Genomic DNA, 20,670 nt, shown 5'->3' on the forward strand with positions numbered 1-20,670 from the left:
GCGCGGACTCACAACCCGGACTCCGCCGAGGCGCCCACCGCCGCGTGCAGCACCCCCGGCAGGCCGTTGATCTCCTCCACCAGCTCGCCCACCGGCTGCTTGCCCTGCAGGCTCACCGCCACCACCGCCGTGCGCTCCTGCTCCTCGTCGGTGTCCTCCCGCTCCACCACCAGGTCGAGGACCTTCAACCCCCGGCCGGTGCACAACGTCAGCACCTCGCGCAGCACCCCGCGACCGTCCAGGTAACCGACCCGCACCACCTGCGGCTCCCGCAGCACCCCGCGCAGCAACCGCAGCAGCCGCGGATACCCCACCGCCACCAGGAAGTGCACCAGCGTCGTGGCCGCGGCCAGCACCACCAGCCCGCCACCGCAGGCCATCCCGATCGCCGCCACCAGCCACACCGTCGCCGCCGTGGTCAACCCGCGCACCACGTCGCGGCGCACGAAGATCAACCCACCGCCGATGAACCCGATCCCCGACACCACCTGCGCTGCGACCCGCGAAGGATCCAGCGACACCCGGTCGAACGCCAGCACGTCCCCGAAGCCGTACTTCGACACCAGCATGAACAGCGCCGCCCCCACCCCCACCAAGGTGTGCGTGCGCAACCCCGCGCTCTTCGCCCGGACCTCCCGCTCCAGGCCCACCAGGCTCGACAGCACCAGCGCGCTGCCCAGCTCCACCAGCAGCGGCAGCTCGCCCAGCCCCGCGACCGCCTCACCCGCCATCCGACGAACCTAACCCGGCCGCCGCGCGCCTCGCTCCCCCGCGATCGCCGCAACCGGCTCGGCCAACCGGCGGCCGGACCGGCCCGCAGGCTCGAACCGGGCACCGCCCGGCTCCACCCCCACGTGCGAGACCGGGCCCGAGCGCGGAACACCCGGCGCCGGGTTCAGTGCGACCGCGTCCCGTCTCGGCGGCATCGCTCGGCGGGGCGGGCGTGCCGCGGCGGGGAACCGCTCAGGGCAGTCGGCGCCCCAGCAGCAGCGACAGCGCCGCGGCGAGGATCGCGGTGAGCGTGCCCAGCACCAGCCAGGGCTTGCTGGCGTCGGTGTGCTTGATCTCGTAGCCGATCTGCTCGCCCAGCGTGTCGTAGACCCGCCGCAGCTGCTCCGCGCTCGCCGCCTTGTGGAACTCCCCGCCGGAGAGGTCCGCGATCTCCTCCATCGCCCCGTCATCGACCTCCACCGGCTGCGACTGGCCCTCGATGTCGATCGTGCCGTAGTCCGTGCCGAACGAGATCGTCGTGATCGGGATCCCGGCCTTCTTGGCCTCGTCCGCCTTGGTGTAGGCCCCGCGCGGGGCGTTGAGATCCCGGGGGATGGTCTGCCCGCCGTCGGCCATCAGCACGATCCTCGCGGGCGGCGCGCCACCGGGCCCACCGACCATCTTCCCGAACGAGTCGATCGCCGACATCGAGGCGTTGATGCCGTCCCCGGTCGCCGTCGCCTCCGACAGCGACAGGTTGTCGATCGCCTGCTTCACCGCGGGCCGGTCCGTCGTCGGCATCACCATCACCGTGGCGGTCCCCGCGAACGACACCAGGCCCAGGTTGATCCCCGGCGTCAGCTTGTCGGCGAACTCCTTCGCCGCGATCTTCGCCGCCTCCAGGCGGCTCGGCTCCACGTCCTTGGCCATCATCGACAACGACACGTCCACGGTGAGCATGACGGTGGCGCGGTTCCGGGGGATCCGCTGCTCAGCCGTCGGACCTGCCAGCGCCACAGTCAGGAGCAACATCGCCACCGCGAGCAGCGCGGCGGGCACGTGCTTCGGCCAGCCCTGCCGCTTCGGCGCCACCCGGTCCAGCACCGGCAGGTTGCTGAACCGCAACGACTCCTTGCGCGCGCGCCGCTGCGCCCACGCGTAACCGCCGACCAGCGCCGCGATCACCAGCAGCAGCAGGAACCACCACGGCGAGGCGAACCCCGACACGCTCAACATCACGCCGCTCCCCCGGACCATCCCCGCTTGCGGGCCACCACGAACCGCACCACGTCGGCGATCCAGTCCGAATCCGTCCGCAGCACCAGGTGCGCGCACCCCGCCCGCCGCAGCGCCACCGCGACCTCCTCGCGATGCGCGGCCGCCGCCGCCGCGAACTCCTTGCGCAGCAGCGGTGTCGTGCGCACCTCGCGCTGCTCCCCCGTCTCCGGGTCGGAGAGCACCACCGTGCCCACGTCCGGCAGTTCCACGTCACGGGGATCCAGCACCTCGACGGCCAGCAGCGAGTGGCGGGCGCCGAGCCCGCGTAGCGCCCGCCGCCAGTCCTGATCGCCCAGGAAGTCCGAGACCACCACCGCCAGGCCCCGCCGACGGGGCGGCCTGCGCAGCGACTCCAGCAATCCGGCCAGATCACCCCGGGTGCCGACCTCGGCCCTCGGCACCTCGGCGACCCGGCGCAGCAACGCCCGCGCGTGCCCCAGCCCGCCGCGCGCGGGCAACCGCACCGGCCCGGTGCCGGTGTCCACCACCGCGCCGATCCGGTTGCCACCACCGCTGGTCAAGTGGGTCACGGCCGCGAGTGCGGCGATCGCCAGCTCCCGCTTGTCGCAGGCGGCCGAGCCGAAGTCCAGGCTCGGCGACAGGTCCATCGCCACCCAGGTCTCCAGCTCCCGGTCCGCGACGGTCTGCCGGATGTGCGGCTCCGACGTCCGCGCCGTGACCGCCCAGTCCATCCGTCGCACGTCGTCCCCGGGCTGGTAGACCCGCGCCTCCCCCGGCTCCGTGCCGGGACCGGGGACCAGGCCGAGGTGGTTGCCCTGCAACAGCCCGTCCAGCCTGCCGCGCACGGTCAGCTCCAGGGAGCGCAGCGCGGCGTGCAGCCGCGGCCCCTCCGGCCCGGAGAGCTGGGGCGGAGCCCAGGACGGGCGCTCGGCGCCACCGTCCTGGGCGGAACTCACCGACACGGCTGATCGCTCCTCGTCTCGTCTGATCGGGCAACGCCGCCCGCGGCTCAGTACTGCGGCGGCGGGCCGACCGGGGCCTGCCCGTAGCCGCCGGGCTGCGCCAGCTGCTGCGGGCGCGCCGAGACCTGCGGCAGCGGGACCGTCTGCAGCACCCGGTTGACGATGTGGTCCACGGCGATGCCGTCGGCGAGCGCGTCGTAGGACAGCACCAGCCGGTGCCGCAGCACGTCCGGCACCACGTCCACCACGTCCTGCGGCAGCACGTAGTCCCGGCCCCGGACCAGTGCCAGCGCCCGGGACGCGGCGACGATGCCCAGGCTCGCGCGCGGCGAGGCGCCGTAGGAGACCCAGCCCGCGATGTCCGAGAGCCCGTGCTCGTTCGGAGTCCGGGTGGCCAGCACCAGCCGCACCACGTAGTCGACGAGCGCGTGGTGCACGAACACCTGCGAGGCGACGCCCTGCAGCCTGGTCAGCTCCCCGGCGTCGAGTACCGGCGTCGGCTCCGGGCTGGCCACGCCCATCCGGTAGACGATCTCCCGCTCCTCCTCGGCGGAGGGGTACTCGACCTGGAGCTTGAACAGGAAGCGGTCGCGCTGCGCCTCCGGCAGCGGGTACACGCCCTCGTTCTCGATGGGGTTCTGGGTGGCCAGCACCAGGAACGGGTTGGGCATCGGGAAGCTCTCCCCGCCGATGGAGACGTGGCGCTCGGCCATGACCTCCAGCAGCGCCGACTGCACCTTGGCCGGGGCGCGGTTGATCTCGTCGGCGAGCACGAAGTTCGCCAGCACCGGACCGAGCTCGACGTCGAAGCGCTCGCTGCCCTGCCGGTAGATGCGGGTGCCGAGGATGTCGGCGGGCACCAGGTCCGGGGTGAACTGCAAGCGGGAGAAGGAGCCACCGACCACCTTGGCGAAGGTCTCCACCGCGAGGGTCTTCGCCACGCCGGGCACGCCCTCCAGCAGCACGTGGCCCTTGGCCAGCAGTCCGACCAGCACCCGCTCGACGAGCCGGTCCTGGCCGACGATGACCCGCTTGACCTCGAACACGGTGCGTTCGAGCAGCTGCGCGTCCCGGGCCGGGGTGTGCACCTGCTCCGCGGGAGCCGCCCCGCCGTCGCCGGCCTCGGTCACTTCGACACCTCTCGTTCGCGTCCTCGCGTCGACTTCGTCGCGCACCTGCTCGCCCGCGCTCCCCGCGGGGCCTCGGCGCCCGCGCCGCGCGAGCGATCTTGGCACGGCTGGGCCCCAGGTGCGCGAGCGGGCACCCGGCCAGGTGCGAAGTCAACCGCACCGGCGGTGTGACCCCTGTGAAGCCCCCGTCGTCGTGGCGTTGTGCCGGTGTCGCGAGTTGGTGTCGCGGAGCCCGCCGCGCGGATTAATTTCAGTCAACACTGAAACCATAGAGCAATTAAACATGTTCGGCCACGCGGGGGTCGGGTCGGTGTTCGCGCAGCTCAGTCCAGGCGGTGCAGGTCCTCGGGGGTGTCGACGTCGGCGGCCTCCGCGCCCACCGCGGGAACACGCACCGGGTCCAGCGCACCGAACAGGGCGCGAGCCGGCCGGTCGCGCACCTCCCCCGGCATCGCCGCGCGCAGCTCCTCGATCCGCCACACGCCCAGCAGCCACTGCGTCCGGCCGGAGTCGTCGACGAGCACGGCCCCCGGTCCGATGACGGCCCTCCGCAGCCGGGCCACGGTCTCCGGACCGATCCCGGGGTGGTCCGCGGCGAGCACCGCGACCGCTCCCCGCGCGAACGGGACCTCGGCCAATCCCGCGCTCAGCCCGGCCAGCGGTCCGGAACCGGGCGGGTCCTCGCGGGTCCAGCGGACGTCCGCGGCGACCGATCGCCGCGGACCGACGACCACGATCGGCGCGCAGCCGCGAACAGCGGCGAGGGTGTGGTCCAGCAGGGTGCCGCCGCGGGTGGGCAGGGCGAGCTTGTCCACTCCCCCGAGCCGCCGGGACCGGCCACCGGCGAGCACCACAGCCGCGAAGTCCTCCATCACACGCCGATGCCTACCTCACCGCCGCTCCCCCGCGCTCACCGGCTCCACCCGACAACCGGGCCGACCCGGGCGGCGCGGAGCGCGGGACGGGCTCAGAGCACGCGAACCGCGTACGGGGCGATACCGGCGTAGCGAACCGGGGTGACGCGGACGTGCGAGCCCGAGTACGGCGCCTCCACCATCTTCCCCGACCCCAGGTAGAGAGCGACGTGGTGGATCCGGCCACCGCTGCTCCAGAACAGCATGTCGCCGCGCTGCATCGAGGCCAGCGGGACCTGGGTGCCGGACTGGTACTGGTAGCCGCTGTAGTGGTCGAGCCGCACGCCCGCCCCGGCGAAGGCGTAGATCATCAACCCGGAGCAATCGAAACCGATCTTGCGGTAGTCGCCGTAGGAGTCGGCCACTCCCCCGTCCCGGATCCCGCGGGTCGGTCCGCTCGCGTTCCCGCCACCCCAGGCGTAGGGCGTGCCGAGCTGGGACAACGCCCGGTCCACCACGGTCTCCACCGAACCGGTGGCGGGCTCGTCGTCGTCTTCCGGCGCCGGGCTGCCCTGGCTCACCCCGGGGCCGGGGTCCTGTCCCTGTCCGGCCTGCGCGGCCTGGCTGGCGGCGAGCCACTCCTCGTACCGGTCGCGCTGCGACTCCAGCCCGGCCACCGAGGAGCGGGCCGCGGCGAGCTCGGAGCGCACGTCGTCGCGCTCGGCCTCCAGGTGGGCGGCGGTCCCGGCCTGCTCGGCGCGCGCGGTGATCGCCGCGGCCCGCGCGGCCTCGGCCCGGTCGCTGGCCTCGGCCGCCTGGGCGCGCGCGGCGGCCGCGTCCCGCAACGCCTCGCGGGCCAGCGAGTCCTTGTTCACCCGGTCGATCCGGGAGCGCTCCAGGTCGTCGAGCACGTCGAGCTGGGTGCGCCCGACCGTGTCGAGGAGCTCGGCCCGCGCCAGCAGGTCCTCGGGGCCGTGCGCGCCGACGTAGGCGGTGAGCGAGCCGAGCTTGCTGCCCTGGCGGTAGCTGCCCGCGGCGAACTCGTCCAGGCGGGCCCGCTGCCGCTCCACCTCGGCGGCCGCGGCGGCGGACTGCCCCTGCGCCCCGGCGGCGACCTGCTCGGCGCGGGAGCGAGCGCGCTCGGCGCGGTCGAGGTCGACCCGGGCCTTGTTGGCGTCCTCCATGGCCAGCTCGACCCGCGCGCCCAGCTCGCCGAGCCGGGACTCCGCCTCGGCGAGGCGCTGGGTGAGTTCACCGACGCGGTCCGCCCGGTCGCTGACCCGGTCGCGTTGTGCTTCGATCTCGCCATCGCCGGGCCGCGTCGGCGGCTCCGGGGCGCTCGCCGCGCCGACCGGGAGCGCGAGGGCCAGCGCGGAGGCGAGGACCAGACCGCCGGTGAGTCGTCGAGGTCGGCGCACGACCCGCACCTCCAGCCGCCGAATTGGTCCATTCGGCCTTGCAGATGTTGCGCCGTTCGGCGCACAGGACGAGCACCACTGTGCACGTGCACCACTATTGCCGCAATTCGTCACTCCGGACGCACGAGTCACAGATCGCCCGAGCAGGAGGAAACAAGACGAAAAGGGCGCGCTGGATGGATCCAGCGCGCCCGGCGGAAGCTCGGGAGACTACTGCCAGGTGCTCGGGTCGCCCCAGGTGCGCAGCGGTTCGGCGTCGCCGGTGCGGGGGACCGCGGCCAACTCGGGCAACACCTCGGCCAGCGGGTCGCGCAGCACCGCCGCCGCGAGCTCGTCGTACGGCGTCGGCTCGCCGTTGCAGATCACCAGCCGGGCCCCCGCGCGCACGGCCAGCTCCACCAGCCCGGCCGCCGGGTGCACGGTGAGCGAGGTGCCCGCCGCGAGGAAGACGTCGCAGTCCAGCGCCGCCCGCTGCGAGGCCCGGATGACGTCCGGGTCCAGCGACTGGCCGAAGGAGATCGTGGAGGACTTGAGGATGCCGCCGCAGGAGCGGCACGGCGGGTCGTCCTCGCCCTCGGCGACCCGCGCCAGCGCCGCGCGCATCGAGCCGGTCGCCCCGCAGTCCAGGCACACCACGCCGAACACCGACCCGTGCAGCTCCTGCACCAGCCCCGCGTCGAGCCCGCCGCGCTGGTGCAGACCGTCGATGTTCTGCGTCAGCACCGACGACAACCGGCCCTGCGCGGCGAGATCGGCGAACGTGCGGTGCGCCGCGTTGGGCTCGGCCGTCCACGCCGGGTGCTCCGCGCGGATGCGCCAGGACTCCCGGCGCACCTCGGGATCGGCCAGATAGGAGTTGATGTCGCTGAGCCGCTGCGCGCGGGGGTCGCGGGTCCACACGCCGTTCGGCCCGCGGAAGTCCGGGATGCCGGAGGCGGTGGAGATCCCCGCTCCGGTGAGCGCCGTGATCCGCCGGGCGGCCGCGAACAGCTCCCGGGCGCGGGCGTGCTCGGATGCGGGGTCGCTGCCGCGTGCTGTCACCTCACCACGGTCCCACGACTGCCCGGCCAGCGGGAACGCGGGCATCAGCGCAGGTCGGGGCGATCGCGGCGGTACCCGTGACGGCAGCTCCGCAACTCGGTGGCGCGCGCGGGGCCGCCTGGCTCGGGCACCCGGAAACCGGGGCGACCGGAAGGCGGCTCGCTCCCTCGTGGCCGCCAGCGGGGCGCTGGCGCGCCCGCCGCGCATCGCCGGTTTTGCCTTGCACCGCAAGGAGATCTCACCCCGGGTGAGCAGCGGCGATGCGGTTCGACTCGTTCGTGGGTTCTTCCGCTTCGTTCGATTCATACCCTGTTCACAGGCGCTTACGCTGGAGGTTTCCGTGCGTCGTCAGCGGGGAGGAACTCATGACCAGCGCAACCAGTTCCGGCACGTCCGGCGGTTCGGGCACGCGCGCGTCCAGCGCGAGCACCCGGGGACGGAGCTCCGGGGCCTCCCGGTCGGGCACGCGGTCGGGCTCGGGTCGGCAGAGCGGCACCGCCACCCGGGGCGGCGGCACCACCGCGCAGAGCTCGACGCGCCGCAGCAGCACCACCGGGCGAAGCAGCGGGTCCGGCGGGAGCGGCTCGTCCCGCCAGAGCACCAGCGCGCGCCAGAGCACCTCGCGGCAGGGCGGCACCTCCCGCTCCGGCGCCGCCACGGGCACGAGTTCGGCCCGCACGTCCACCGCGCGGCAGGCCACGGTGCACCTGCCGTTCGTCACCGCCCAGTTCCACAAGCCCGACGTGCAACTGCCCGGCAAGAAGGAACTGGCCTCCGCCGCCGACACCGTGCGCGCGCAGTTGCCCGAACCCGGCCACGCCCTGTTCTACGGCGGCCTCGCCGCCGGAGTCGCCCTGAGCCTGCTCGAATGGCCCGTCGCGCTGGCCATCGGCGTCGGCACCGCCGTCGTCGGCAGCGGCGACCGCAAGTAGCGCGCCGCGCGTCCGCGCCCGCCCCGGTGACCCCCGCGCTTCCGCGGGTCCCGGGGCGGCAACGCGCGTCCTCGTCCACCGCCGCCGGTTTCAGCCGGGAACGGCGCCCACGCTCCCGGAGAGGGACCCCATGCCGCTGGGCACCTTGCTGTCGCGCGCCGCGCACGCCGCCACCCCCGTGGCCGAGGCGGTGCGCACCCTCTGCGTCGCGCCGCTGACCCGCCGCACCAGCTCCTGCGGGGACCGGACCCACCTCGAAGTCCTCGGCCTGCACGTGCCGGAATCGGCGGGAGCGGCCCAGGACCTGCGCGCGCGGTTGTCCGACGTGGACGGAGTGCGCGGGGTCGAGGTGAACGCGGTGCTGGGCCGCGTGCTGGTGCACCACGACGCCGAGCGCGCCGGGGGCCGCGAGCTCGCGCGGGTCGTCGACGAGGTCGAGGACGAGCACGGACTGCGCGAGCTCGGCCGCGCCCCGGCGGGAGCCGCCCACCCCGGCGATCCCGATGCGCTGGTGCGCGACGCGGGCGCGCTCGCGCTCAGCGCGCTGGGGATGGGGTACTCCGCGCTGGCCTCGCTGCTGCCGCTGCGACCCACCTCTCCCCTGGTGCCCGCCGCGGTCTCGCTGGCCGACTCGGTGCCGTGGCTGCGCGCCGGCGCGGAGCGCGCTCTCGGCCGCGCCGGCGCGGAGGCCGCGCTCGGCATCGGCGGGGCGATCACCCAGGGGCTCTCGCAGAACCCGCTGGCGGTGTTCACCGACCTGAGCTCCCGGTTCTGCACCGCGCGCGAGCGGCTGGCACGGCACCAGGCCTGGCGGCGCTGGGAGGCGGCGGCGCACCCCGGTTCGCACGAGGCCGAGGCCTTCGCCGCCGCGCCTCGCCCGCACCCGCTGCCCGACGGCCCGGTCGAGCAGGTCTGCAACCTCTCCGGCACATTCGCGCTCGGCGGGTACGGGACGGTGCTGGCCGCCACCCGCGACCAGCGACGCGCCCTGGCCACCATGCTCGCCGCCGTCCCGCGACCGGCGAAGGCCGGGCGGGAGGCCTTCGCCGCGCAGCTCACCACCGCCCTGTCGACCCGCGGCACCCTGGTGCTCGAACCGCGCTCGCTGCGGCGGCTGGACCGGGTGGACACCGTGGTGCTCGACGCGCCCGCGCTGCTGACCGGGCGCCAGGTCGTCGAAGAGGCGCTGCCGCTGGACGCCGACGCGGACCCCACCCGGTTGTTCGGGCACGCGGCCGAACTCGTCGACCCGCACCATCCGAAGAACCGGCGCAGCCGGGGCGCTTGGTCGTGCGCACCGCTCGACGGCCGCAGCGGCGACCTGCCCGCGCACCTGCGGATCCCGCTGCGCGCCCACCGCGAGCGGGGCGCCACCCTCCTGCTGCTGCGCCGGCACGAGCAGGCCGTCGCGGTGGTGGTCGTCGTCGAGGAGCTCGACCCGCTGGCCGAGGAGCTGGTGGAGGCCGCCCGCACCGCCGGGACGGCCGTGCTCGCCGGAATCGGCAGCCGCCTCGACCGCAGGCTCTCCGTCGACGACGCGGTGCACGGCGGCACCCGGCTCACCACCTCGGTGCGTCGGCTGCAGGAGGACGGGCACGTCGTGGCGCTGGTGTCGACCCGGGCGCACGCGGCGCTCGCGGCCGCCGACGTCGGCATCGGCCTGCTCACCCCCGGGCATCCGACCCCGTGGGGGGCCGACGTGCTGTGCCCGGACCGGACCGAGGCGCACGCCGTCCTCCGCTCCGCCGCCGAGGCGCGCACCGCCAGCCGGCACGCCGCCGCGCTCTCGCTCGGCGGGACCTGCCTGGGCGTGCTGTTCTCCGCGCTCGGACCCTCGCTCGGCGCCCCGGCCCGCGCCGGGCTGCCGGTGCACGCGGCGAGCCTGTTCTCGATCGGCACCGGCACCCTGGCCGGGCTGCAGGCGGGCAACCGGCCGCCACCCGCACCGCGGCAGCGCACGCCGTGGCACGCGCTGCCGGGCAAGGCGGTGCTGGCCCTGCTGGACAGCTCCCTGGACGGCCTCGACAGCGCGCTCGCCCACCGCTGGCAGGGCGACGTCGGGGGCCAGGACGCGGACCGCCGACCGGGCGTCACCGGGGCGACGCTGGAGGGGCTGGTCAACCCCGCCACCCCGGTGCTGGTGCTCGGCGCCGTGGCCTCCGCCGGGCTGGGTTCGGTGGTGGACGCGGTGCTCATCGTCGGGGTGTTGGGGATCAGCGCCCTCATCGACGGGGTGCAGCGGGTCGCCACCGATCGCGAGCTGGCCCGGCTGCTCGACGCCGGGCAGCTGTCCGCGCAGGTCCGCCGCGACGGTCGGACGATCACCGTGCCCGCCGACCGGCTGGTGCCCGGCGATGTGATCGAGCTGCGTTCCGGGGACGGGGTGCCCGCGGACTGCCGGGTGCTGGAGGCCGATTACCTGGAGATCGACGAATCCAGCCTGACCGGCGAGTCGAACCTCGTGGTCAAGACACCGGAGGCGACCACCGCCGCCGCGCTGGGCGACCGCACCGGGATGCTCTACCAGGGGACGAGCGTGGCCACCGGGACCGCCACAGCTGTCGTCGTGGCCACCGGCAGCGCCACCGAGATCGGCCGCACCACCCGCGAGAGCGGACCCTCCAGCGGCGCCGCCGGGGGCGTGGAGGCCCGGCTCGCGGAACTCACGCGGCAGATCCTGCCGCTGTCCGTCGGCGCCGGCGGGGTGCTGCTCGTCGCGGACCTGCTGCGGGGAACCCCGCTGGCGCAGACCGTCAGCCGCGCGGTCGGGCTGGCCGTGGCCGCCGTGCCGGAGGGCTTGCCGTTCGTGGCGACCCTCGCCGAGCTCGCGGCGGCGCGGCGACTGGCCCGGCGCGGGGTGCTGGTGCGCAGCCCCGCCACCATCGAGGCGCTCGGCCGGGTGGACGCGCTCTGCTTCGACAAGACCGGCACCCTCACCCAGGGGCGGATCACCCTCGGCCAGGTCTCCGACGGCACCCGCAGCAGTGCACCGGACCAGCTCGACGAAGCGGGGCGGGACGTCGTGCGGGTCGCGGTGCGGGCGAACCCGCAGGCCGAGGACGACCAGCCGCTGCCGCACCTGACCGACCGGGCCGTGCTCGAAGGGGCGCTGACCGCGGGCATCGACCCGAACGGCCGGGAGGTGCTGGCCGACCTGCCCTTCGAGCCCTCGCGCAGCTTCCACGCCACCCGCTCGCGCGGGCTCGACGGGATCGCGCTGCACGTCAAGGGCGCTCCCGAGGTGGTGCTGGAGCGCTGCGCGCGGTGGCGACGCCCGGACGGGTACCGCGCCTTCGACGCGGCGGCGCGAGCCGAGGTCGAGCGCGAGATCGAACGCCTCGCGCTGCTGGGCTACCGGCTGCTCGCGGTCGCGGCGAAGTCCGCTCCGGACGCCGCGGGGTCCGAACTCGATGACTCCGATGTGGACGACCTGGACTTCGTCGGCCTGCTCGGACTCGCCGATCCGGTGCTGCCCACCGCGGCGGCGGCGGTGGCCCGGCTCGGGCGCGCGGGGGTCGACGTCATCATGATCACCGGTGATCACCCGAGCACGGCGGAGGCGATCGCGGCCGAGCTCGGGATGCTCGGCGGCAAGCGGGTCATGCACGGTGCGGAGCTCGACGAGCTCGACGACGAGGAGCTGGCCGCTGAGCTGCCGGCGATCTCGGTGTTCGCCCGGGTCAGTCCGGCGCAGAAGGCGCGGATCGTGCGACTGCTGCGCGCCGACGGGCGGACCGTGGCGATGACCGGCGACGGCGCCAACGACGTCCCCGCCATCACCCTGGCCCACGTCGGCATCGCGCTCGGTTCGCGGGCGACCCCGGCGGCCCGCGAGGCAGCCGACCTGGTGGTCACCGACGACCGGATCGAGACCATCACGGACGGCATCGTGGAGGGCCGCGGGATGTGGGCCTCGGTGCACGACGCGCTGTCGATGCTGCTGGGCGGCAACCTCGGCGAGATCGGTTACGCGGTGGGCTCGGGGTTCCTCGGCGGCGGCGCGGCGGGGCTCAACGCCCGTCAGCTGCTGGTCGTGAACATGTTGACCGACGTGCTCCCCGCGATCGCCATCGCGGTGCGACCGCCGCCGCACGCCACCCCGGAGCGGCTGCTGGCCGAGGGGCCGGACGCCTCCCTCGGCGCGGCGCTGACCCGGGCCGTGTACCTGCGGGCCGCGGCCACCGCCGGGGCGGCCGGGGCGGCGTGGGCCCTGGCCCGTCCGCTGTCCACCCCGGCCCAGGCCCGGACCACCGGGCTGGTCGCGCTGGTCTCCGCGCAACTCGCCCAGACCCTCGCGGTGCGCGGGCGCACCCCGCTGGTGCTCGGCTCGGGGGTGGCCTCGCTGGCAGTGCTGGCCGTGGTGGTGCAGGTCCCGGGCGTCAGCCAGTTCTTCGGCAACAGCCCGCTACTACCACATCAGTGGTGGATAGCCCTCGGATCGGCCGTGGCATCCACCACGGCCGTGGTGCTCTGGGAGCGCTGGGCCGGGGCGGAGGCATCGGAGCAGCGCGCGCTCCCCGCCCCCGGACCCGAGCGGGACGCGGACACCGAGGAGGAACCCGCGGCCGACGAGCACGTCGTGGAGGGCGTGGTGCTGCAGGCGGCGCTTCCCGGGCCGAACGGCCGACGACGGCTCACCGGCGTTCCGGAACCCACCTGATCCGCCGGGTGTCGCGACGTTCGCCAGCGCTTCACCTGCGCGTCACCCGGTTCCCACCGCGCACTCACCCCGCGCGGCGACCCTGGTGAAGTCCGAGCAGGAACTACCCGGCAGAAAGCGCCTCCACCATGAACTTCCTGGCGACCTTGCTGACCAGCGTGGCCGTGGCCCTCCTCGAGGGACTCATCGTGCACGCCGCGAAGACCGCCTACCTGCGCATGACCAGCGCGGCCTGAGGCCGGCCGGGATCAGACCCAGCGCTCGGCCGCGGGCGCCGAGCGCTGGGCGACGAAGGCTCCCGCCAGCACCAGCGCTCCTCCGGCGAGCTGCCACGGGCCCACGTGCTCGCCGAGCAGCAGCCACGCCAGCACCGTGGCCACCACCGGCTCCAGGAACGCCACGGCGCCCGCCACCGGCGGGGACAACCACCGCACCGCGACGATGCCGGTGAGGTAGGCCAGCACGGTGCTCACCAGCACCACCCAGCCGACGAGGAGCAGCGCGGGGAACGGCGCACCCGCCACCTCGACCGGCTCGGCGAGCAGGGCCCAGTCCAGCTCCCAGGGCCGCGCGACCGCCGTCGCGATCGCCGCGCCGACGAGCAGCCCGTAGGAGGCCAGCGCGCGCGGATCGACCTCGACCGAGCTGTCGGAGAGCAGGAAGTACCCGGCTTGGCATCCGGCGGCCGCCAGCGCGAACAGCAGCCCGAGGCCGTCGAAGCGAAGTCCGGCCGCGATCTCCACCACGCAGGCGAGCCCGACCAGCGCCAGCGCCGTGCCCGCCGCGGCCCGCCGGGTCACCGGGCTGCGGCGCACGAACCGGATCCAGCCGAGCACCAGCACCGGCCCCAGGAACTCGATGAGCAGCGCCACCGCCACCGGGATCGACGCGATGGCCGCGAAGTAGAAGATCTGCACCCCGGCGATGGCGAACACGCCGTACCCCAGCAGCAGCCAGGGCGCCGCGCGCACCGCCCCCGCGTGGCGCACGGCGAACGGCAGCATCAGCAGCGCTCCGCCCGCCAGCCGCAGCCAGGCCACCTGCAGCGGCGTGAAACCGGCGTTGATCAGGGGTTTCGCGAAGGGGCCCGAACCGCCGAAGCAGAACGCGGACACGATCGCGGCGGTCACACCGGCGGACTTGGGAACGGCGAGCAGCGTGCGCACGCCGATCATCGAAGCACAGGTCCCGGCACCACCGATCCAGGTGCCGACGGGGCCGGGAGCGGGTCGTCCGCCCGAGCGCGAACGAGCGGCGGGCCCACCGCCCCGGGCGCCGGGGATCAGGTCTCGGGCTCGCCGGCGCGACCCGGTTCGGGCGCGGTCTCCCGCGTCGCGAGCACCCGGCCGATGAACAGGTCGTAGACCACCGCCCCGAGCACACCGCCCACGAGCGGCCCGACGATCGGGATCCAGAAGTACCAGCTGAAGTACTGGTAGCTGCCGGGCAGCGCGATCTGGTCCCAGCCGGCCAGGTAGGTCCACAGCCGCGGCCCGAAGTCGCGAGCCGGGTTGATCGCGTACCCCGCGTTCGTGCCGAAGCTCAGCCCGATGGCGGTCACCACCATCCCGATCAGGTAAGGGCCGAGGTTCGAGGCGGGCGCGGTGTTTCGCAGGTCGATCAGGGCGCAGATCAGCGCGACGAGCAGCGCGGTGCCCACCACCTGATCCAGCAGCGGACCGAACCAGGAGGAGCCGAAGTACTTCGCCGGGAACGTCGCGAAGATCGAGAACGTGTCCAGCGACTGCGCGCGGGTGACCCCGGCCTTCGCGTTGTAGGCGTCGATGGCCCACCGGTAGCAGGCGTGCACGACGCTCGCCCCGAGGAACGCGCCGACCACCTGCGCGGCGATGTAGGGCCCGACCTTGCGCCACGGGAAGCCGCGGCGGACGGCGAACGCCAGCGTGACCGCCGGGTTGATGTGCGCGCCGCTGACGCCGCCCGCGACGTACACGCCGAACACGACGGCGAGCCCCCATCCGAAGGCGACGATGAGCCAGTTGGCCGCGCCGAAGGCGCCTTCCTGGCGACCGGAGCCCGGCAGTCCGGCGAGCGCGACGGCCACCGAACCGCAGCCGATCAGGATGAGCACGAAGGTGCCGAGGAATTCCGCCGACAGCTCGCCGCTGAGCCCGTTCCAGGGCCCCTTGCGGGAGCGCTCACGTGTGGCCATGGTCCCCCCTGCGCTGAAGCGCCGGGCGGCACCTGGTCCGGCCCGTCCGGCGGTCTGCCGCGTCGAGCGTAAGTCCGCGGCACGGCGGGCGCGCGGCGCCGGGCGGGCGGGTTCGGGCGCCGGGGAGAGGGTGATCTCCCGCACCGTCGCGCGGAGCTGAGCGCCGACTTGCACGGGAAACGGCGGGGACGCGCGCGCACCGGGCTCGACCCGGCGAACCCGGCCTTGAGGCGATTTACAGGACAAGCGTACTGTTAGGGCCCTGAGATCGGGCTGGTCCACGCGCACGCTCGGCCGACGTGCGCGAGACTCCCGGTCGTTCCCGAATTGACTTGCGCCCGTCGCGAGATGGAGTTGAACGTGACTGCACCTGCGAGCAAGGACAGCTTCGGTGCCCGCGGCACGCTGAAGGTCGGTGACGCCTCCTACGAGGTGTTCCGGCTGGACGCGGTCGACGGCGCGGCGCGGCTGCCCTACAGCCTCAAGATCCTCCTGGAGAACCTGCTGCGCACCGAGGACGGTGCGAACATCACCGCCGACCACGTGCGCGCCCTGGCCGGCTGGGACGCCAAGGCGGAGCCCTCGACGGAGATCCAGTTCACCCCCGCGCGGGTCATCATGCAGGACTTCACCGGAGTCCCCTGCGTGGTCGACCTGGCCACCATGCGCGAGGCGGTCGCCGAGCTGGGCGGCGACACCTCCAAGGTGAACCCGCTGGCCCCGGCCGAGCTGGTCATCGACCACTCGGTGATCATCGACGTGTTCGGCAGGCCGGACGCCTTCGAGCGCAACGTCGAGTTCGAGTACGGCCGCAACAAGGAGCGCTACCAGTTCCTGCGCTGGGGCCAGGGCGCCTTCGACGAGTTCAAGGTCGTCCCCCCGGGCACCGGCATCGTGCACCAGGTCAACATCGAGCACCTGGCCCGCACCGTGATGTCCCGCAACGGGCAGGCCTACCCCGACTCCTGCGTCGGCACCGACTCGCACACCACCATGGTCAACGGCCTGGGCGTGCTGGGCTGGGGCGTCGGCGGCATCGAGGCGGAGGCCGCGATGCTGGGCCAGCCGGTGTCGATGCTGATCCCGCGCGTCGTCGGCTTCAAGCTGACCGGCGAGATCCCCGCCGGTGCCACCGCCACCGACGTGGTCCTGACGATCACCGAGATGCTGCGCGGGCACGGCGTGGTCGGCAAGTTCGTCGAGTTCTACGGTTCCGGCGTGGCCTCGGTGCCGCTGGCCAACCGCGCCACCATCGGCAACATGAGCCCCGAGTTCGGCTCCACCGCCGCGATCTTCCCGATCGACGACGAGACGATCCGCTACCTCAAGCTCACCGGCCGGCCGACCGAGCAGGTCGCGCTGGTCGAGGCCTACGCCAAGGAGCAGGGCCTCTGGCACGACGCCGACCGCGAGCCGGAGTACTCGGAGTACCTGGAGCTCGACCTCTCCACCGTGGTGCCCTCGATCGCCGGGCCGAAGCGTCCGCAGGACCGCATCGAGGTCTCCCGGGCCAAGTCGTCGTTCCGCAAGTCGCTCACCGACTACGTCCAGGTGCGCAACGCCGATGACGCGGCGCTCGACGAGGCCGGCGAGGAGTCCTTCCCGGCCAGCGACCCGGTCTCGGTGACCCACCACGGCGAGGGGGACAAGCCGCGTCCGGTCTCGGCCGCCGACGGCGCCTCCGGCCGCTCGACGAACCCGATCACGGTGTCCTCGGACGAGCTGGGCGAGTTCGAGCTCGACCACGGCGCCGTGGTGATCGCCTCGATCACCTCGTGCACCAACACCTCGAACCCCTCGGTGATGCTGGGCGCCGCGCTGCTGGCCCGCAACGCCGTGGACAAGGGCCTCACCCGCAAGCCCTGGGTGAAGACCTCGATGGCCCCGGGTTCGCAGGTCGTCACCGACTACTACGAGAAGGCGGGGCTCTGGCCGTACCTGGAGAAGCTGGGCTTCCACCTGGTCGGCTACGGCTGCACCACCTGCATCGGCAACTCGGGCCCGCTGCCGGAGGAGATCTCCGCCGCGGTGCAGCAGAACGACCTGTCGGTCACCTCGGTGCTGTCGGGCAACCGGAACTTCGAGGGCCGGATCAACCCCGACGTCAAGATGAACTACCTGGCCTCGCCGCCGCTGGTGATCGCCTACGCGCTGGCCGGCACGATGGACTTCGACTTCGAGGCCGAGCCGCTGGGCCACGACACCGACGGCAAGCCGGTGTTCCTGCGCGAGATCTGGCCGACGCCGCGGGAGGTCCAGGAGACCATCGACTCGGCGATCACCCAGGAGATGTTCACCAAGGACTACGCGGACGTCTTCAAGGGCGACGAGCGCTGGCGCGCGCTGCCCACGCCGGAGGGTGAGACCTTCGACTGGGACGCCGAGTCCACCTACGTGCGCAAGCCCCCGTACTTCGAGGGGATGGGCATGGAGCCGAACCCGGTCACCGACATCTCCGGTGCCCGCGTGCTGGCGCTGCTGGGCGACTCGGTCACCACCGACCACATCTCCCCGGCCGGTGCGATCAAGCCGGACTCCCCGGCGGGCCACTACCTCAGCGAGCACGGCATCGACCGCAAGGACTTCAACTCCTACGGGTCGCGCCGCGGCAACCACGAGGTCATGATCCGCGGAACCTTCGCCAACATCCGGCTGCTGAACCTGCTGCTCGACGACGTGCAGGGCGGCTACACGCGGGACTTCACCCAGGACGGCGCTCCGCAGGCGTTCATCTACGACGCCGCGCAGAACTACGCCGCGCAGGGGACCCCGCTGGTCGTGCTGGGCGGCAAGGAGTACGGCTCCGGGTCCTCCCGCGACTGGGCCGCGAAGGGCACCAGCCTGCTGGGCGTGCGGGCGGTCATCGCCGAGTCCTTCGAGCGCATCCACCGCTCGAACCTGATCGGCATGGGCGTCATCCCGCTTCAGTTCCCGGAGGGTTCCTCGGCGACGTCGCTCGGCTTGGACGGAACCGAGACCTTCGACCTGACGGGCATCACCGCGCTCAACGACGGCGATACCCCGCGGACGGTCAAGGTCGTGGCGAGCAAGGGCGACGGGTCCACCGTCGAGTTCGACGCCGCGGTGCGCATCGACACCCCCGGCGAGGCGGACTACTACCGCAACGGCGGCATCCTGCAGTACGTGCTGCGCAAGATGATCCGCTCCTGATCACCTGCCGATCCGGCGGGTAGCTGATCGACGGCCCCGGCACGTCACGAGCGCGCCGGGGCCGTCGCACGTCCGAGGCCGGTCAGTTGATGCAGTGCACGCCGTTGGCGGCCATCGGCTCCGGAGCGACGGGGGCCTCGGCCGCGCTCTCGGACTCCGCACTTCCGGAATCGGGGGTGGTGCCGGTGGCCGTGACGCGGCTCCGGCTCTGCTCCGAGGTCGCGACGCTCGTCGACCAAGAGCTGGACGAGGTGCCGGTGGTGTCGGCCGCGGTGGTGCGGGTCGCGGACGGTTCCGCGCTCCCCTGCTCGGCACTGGTGGACGACCACGTGGCGGACGAGTCGGCGGACTCCCCGGTCGCTGATGCGGCGGTGCGCTCACCCGCGTCCCCCGACAGGTCAGGTTCCTCCGGCACGCCCGTCTCCTCCCAACCCTCCGCCGCCACCGGGGCGGGGCGGCCGTGGGCCGCGCCCTGCACCGCGCGGGCGACCTCGATCGGATCCACCCGCACCGCCTGGCCGTCCCGGGTGTCGTAGGCGGCGTCCCGGATCGGGATCGTCGAGAACTCCACGTCGCCCGCGGCGATGCCCCGCATCCGCTGCGCGAAGGTGAGCACGTCCCACTCCCGGTCCAGCACCACCGAGGCCCGCGCCGCCTCGATCAGCTCGCGCAGCTCGCCCGGCTGGGACAGCAGGCCACCGGAGGTGGCGGTGCGCACCAGGCCCGCCAGGAAGGCCTGCTGGCGCACCATCCGGTCCAAGTCGCCGCGCGGCAGGCCGTGGCGCTGCCGCACGAACTTCAACGCCTCCGCGCCCTGGAGGCGCTGGTGGCCCGCCGCGAAGTCCGCGCCGGAGAGCGGATCGTGCGCCGGGCGGCGCAAGCACACCGGGACCCCGCCGACCGCATCGGTGAGCTGGGCGAAGCCGAACAGGTTCACCTCCGCGTAGTGATCGATCTGGGAGCCGGTGAGCCGCTCCACCGACTCGGTGACCAGGGCGCGGCCCGCGTCGGCGGCACGGCGCTCCCGCTCCGGCCCGTCGAGCGCGCCCAGGCTCGCCGCGGCGGCGGCCTTGCCCCGCCCGTACGCAGAATTGATCTTGTGCTCGCCGTGCCCGGGGATGGTGGTGTAGGTGTCCCGGGGGATGGAGAAGGCCGTGGCGCGGGAGCCGTTCTCGGGCACGTGCACCAAGATCAGCGTATCGGTGAGGCTCGCCGGGTTCTGCCCCGCGCCCAGCTCGCGCAGCACCCGATCCGGCAGCGGGCGCCCCTGCGCGTCGGTGCGGCTGTCCAGCCCGACCAGCAGGATGTCGGTGGCGCCGTCCGCGGTGGCCCCGTCGGTGGCCGAGCTCGTGCTCAGCTCCCACGGCAGGTCGCCGTAGTTCGCCCAGCCGTAGCCGGTCGCGGCCAGCACCACCGCCGACAGCAGGGCGACGCAGACCCGGCCCACGACGGCGGCCCGCGAGCGGCGGGGCAGGTCCGGCGCGATGAACTCGCGCGATCCTCGACTCACCGATCCACCCCCGGATTCCGACGGACGCCGCTGGTCAGGCTATCCACGGCCGCGCCGTTCAGCCGGGCGTCGGAGTCCGCTCCCGGGACCGGGGCGCCTGCTTGGTTCCACCGAATTCCCCGCGATCCCGAGGTGGTGCCGTCACCACGTGACCGTCCGCTGCGGAGGAGAGCTGCTCGGCCGGATCCGTCCGGCATTCCGGCCCACTGGTTACCCTGGCCGGGTAGCGGCATCGCTCACCCCGGGTCACCTCGCGGGTGCGGCCGCGTCACACCACCGGAGGTGAACCGGCCGTGCCCGAGCGCTCCGCGGGGAGACCCGGCACAGAACACCTGCCCGCCGCCGCGGGCGAGGTCGTGGCGTCCGCTTCGCCGCCGGTGCGATCGCCGAGTCCCGCGGGCAGGCCCACCTGGCCGAGGCCGGGCGACCGGTCGAGGACGTGACGCCGTGGACCACGGCCCGCGGCGAGCTCATCCCCGCCGACGCCGCCGAGGTCTCCCGCACCCCGCGGGGGATGCCCTGCCTCCGCTGCCTCGCGGGCCTGCCCGCACCTGGCCGGGCCTGATCCGCTCCTGCCGACAGGGGGATCAGCGCGGCCGGTCGCACTTGACGCAGACGAGGCCCCCTCCCTGGGACGGGATGAGGACGTGATCGCCACCGGCGGGGCACTCGTCGCGGCGGGGCTCCGGCGGAGGGCGGTCCGGGCGCTCGTCCTGGGCGCGGCACCGCCCGGCTCGGCGGGCGCGGCACGCGCGGATCATCGGTTCTCCCTCCGGCCCGGAACGCCGTCGGCCGCCACTCTGCTCCGGTCCCGGTGCCCGCCAAAGATCCATCTCAGCGGTTCTGCCGCGCTGCGCGGGAGGATCGGC

15 protein-coding genes are annotated in these 20,670 nt (G+C 74.0%); 4 read left to right on the forward strand and 11 right to left on the reverse strand.

Translation table 11 applies throughout. The features are described 5' to 3' along the window. Window positions 1-8: 8 nt before the first annotated feature. The 8 genes from ACL03H_RS20475 to ACL03H_RS20510 form a co-directional block, all read right to left on the reverse strand. Window positions 9-731, reverse strand: a complete 723-nt coding sequence (locus ACL03H_RS20475; RefSeq protein WP_412812899.1) for an MgtC/SapB family protein — start codon at window positions 729-731, stop codon at window positions 9-11. 232 nt (window positions 732-963) lie between these two features. Next, a complete protein-coding gene (locus ACL03H_RS20480) occupies window positions 964-1,944 on the reverse strand; it encodes a VWA domain-containing protein (protein ID WP_412812933.1) in 981 nt (326 codons plus the stop codon). A gap of 2 nt (window positions 1,945-1,946) precedes the next feature. Next, a complete protein-coding gene (locus tag ACL03H_RS20485) occupies window positions 1,947-2,906 on the reverse strand; it encodes a DUF58 domain-containing protein (RefSeq protein WP_412812934.1) in 960 nt (319 codons plus the stop codon). Between the two features lie 53 nt (window positions 2,907-2,959). Then, entirely contained in the window at window positions 2,960-4,042 is a 1,083-nt protein-coding gene (locus tag ACL03H_RS20490; protein WP_412812900.1) for an AAA family ATPase, read from the reverse strand. A 323-nt stretch (window positions 4,043-4,365) separates the two neighbouring features. Next, entirely contained in the window at window positions 4,366-4,914 is a 549-nt protein-coding gene (mobA, locus tag ACL03H_RS20495) for a molybdenum cofactor guanylyltransferase (protein WP_412812901.1), read from the reverse strand. Window positions 4,915-5,009: 95 nt separating this feature from the next. Beyond that, the gene (locus tag ACL03H_RS20500; RefSeq protein ID WP_412812902.1) at window positions 5,010-6,314 is read right to left on the reverse strand and encodes an NlpC/P60 family protein; all 1,305 of its coding nucleotides are present in this window, start codon (window positions 6,312-6,314) and stop codon (window positions 5,010-5,012) included. 210 nt (window positions 6,315-6,524) lie between these two features. Beyond that, a complete protein-coding gene (locus ACL03H_RS20505; protein WP_412812903.1) occupies window positions 6,525-7,355 on the reverse strand; it encodes an SIR2 family NAD-dependent protein deacylase in 831 nt (276 codons plus the stop codon). A 313-nt stretch (window positions 7,356-7,668) separates the two neighbouring features. Beyond that, window positions 7,669-8,076 (reverse strand): hypothetical protein, encoded by a 408-nt coding sequence (locus ACL03H_RS20510; RefSeq protein WP_412812904.1) that lies wholly within the window; start codon window positions 8,074-8,076, stop codon window positions 7,669-7,671. Between ACL03H_RS20510 and ACL03H_RS20515 the strand changes: the two genes are divergently transcribed. Further along, window positions 8,057-8,287 (forward strand): hypothetical protein, encoded by a 231-nt coding sequence (locus ACL03H_RS20515; protein ID WP_412812905.1) that lies wholly within the window; start codon window positions 8,057-8,059, stop codon window positions 8,285-8,287. The genes ACL03H_RS20510 and ACL03H_RS20515 overlap by 20 nt on opposite strands. Before the next feature lie 130 nt (window positions 8,288-8,417). Next, window positions 8,418-12,947, forward strand: a complete 4,530-nt coding sequence (locus tag ACL03H_RS20520) for a cation-translocating P-type ATPase (protein ID WP_412812906.1) — start codon at window positions 8,418-8,420, stop codon at window positions 12,945-12,947. Window positions 12,948-13,195: 248 nt separating this feature from the next. Here the strand turns inward: ACL03H_RS20520 and ACL03H_RS20525 are convergent, their stop codons facing one another. After that, a complete protein-coding gene (locus ACL03H_RS20525) occupies window positions 13,196-14,122 on the reverse strand; it encodes an EamA family transporter (protein WP_412812907.1) in 927 nt (308 codons plus the stop codon). Between the two features lie 107 nt (window positions 14,123-14,229). After that, window positions 14,230-15,120, reverse strand: coding sequence for an MIP/aquaporin family protein (locus ACL03H_RS20530; RefSeq protein WP_412812908.1), 891 nt, complete (start codon window positions 15,118-15,120; stop codon window positions 14,230-14,232). A 348-nt stretch (window positions 15,121-15,468) separates the two neighbouring features. On the opposite strand from ACL03H_RS20530, the gene ACL03H_RS20535 reads away from it, so the two are divergent. Beyond that, window positions 15,469-18,291, forward strand: coding sequence for an aconitate hydratase (locus ACL03H_RS20535; RefSeq protein WP_412812909.1), 2,823 nt, complete (start codon window positions 15,469-15,471; stop codon window positions 18,289-18,291). Between the two features lie 82 nt (window positions 18,292-18,373). Here ACL03H_RS20535 and ACL03H_RS20540 read toward each other — a convergent pair whose 3' ends face one another. Beyond that, on the reverse strand, window positions 18,374-19,801 hold the full coding sequence (locus ACL03H_RS20540; RefSeq protein WP_412812910.1) for an LCP family protein: 1,428 nt from the start codon (window positions 19,799-19,801) through the stop codon (window positions 18,374-18,376). A 439-nt stretch (window positions 19,802-20,240) separates the two neighbouring features. Here ACL03H_RS20540 and ACL03H_RS20545 point away from each other — a divergent pair, with 439 nt between their 5' ends. Next, the gene (locus ACL03H_RS20545) at window positions 20,241-20,366 is read left to right on the forward strand and encodes a hypothetical protein (protein ID WP_412812911.1); all 126 of its coding nucleotides are present in this window, start codon (window positions 20,241-20,243) and stop codon (window positions 20,364-20,366) included. Window positions 20,367-20,670: the final 304 nt, after the last annotated feature.

The organism is Saccharopolyspora antibiotica, assembly GCF_047200635.1.
In the GTDB taxonomy this organism is placed as follows: domain Bacteria; phylum Actinomycetota; class Actinomycetes; order Mycobacteriales; family Pseudonocardiaceae; genus Saccharopolyspora_C.

Coding starts and splice junctions, on each gene's coding strand:
- ACL03H_RS20475 (WP_412812899.1), bottom strand. CDS start 731: ATGGCGGGTGAGGCGGTCGCGGGGCTGGGCGAGCTGCCGCTGCTGGTG.
- ACL03H_RS20535 (WP_412812909.1), top strand. CDS start 15,469: ATGGAGTTGAACGTGACTGCACCTGCGAGCAAGGACAGCTTCGGTGCC.
- ACL03H_RS20525 (WP_412812907.1), bottom strand. CDS start 14,122: ATGATCGGCGTGCGCACGCTGCTCGCCGTTCCCAAGTCCGCCGGTGTG.
- ACL03H_RS20520 (WP_412812906.1), top strand. CDS start 8,418: ATGCCGCTGGGCACCTTGCTGTCGCGCGCCGCGCACGCCGCCACCCCC.
- mobA (WP_412812901.1), bottom strand. CDS start 4,914: ATGGAGGACTTCGCGGCTGTGGTGCTCGCCGGTGGCCGGTCCCGGCGG.
- ACL03H_RS20530 (WP_412812908.1), bottom strand. CDS start 15,120: ATGGCCACACGTGAGCGCTCCCGCAAGGGGCCCTGGAACGGGCTCAGC.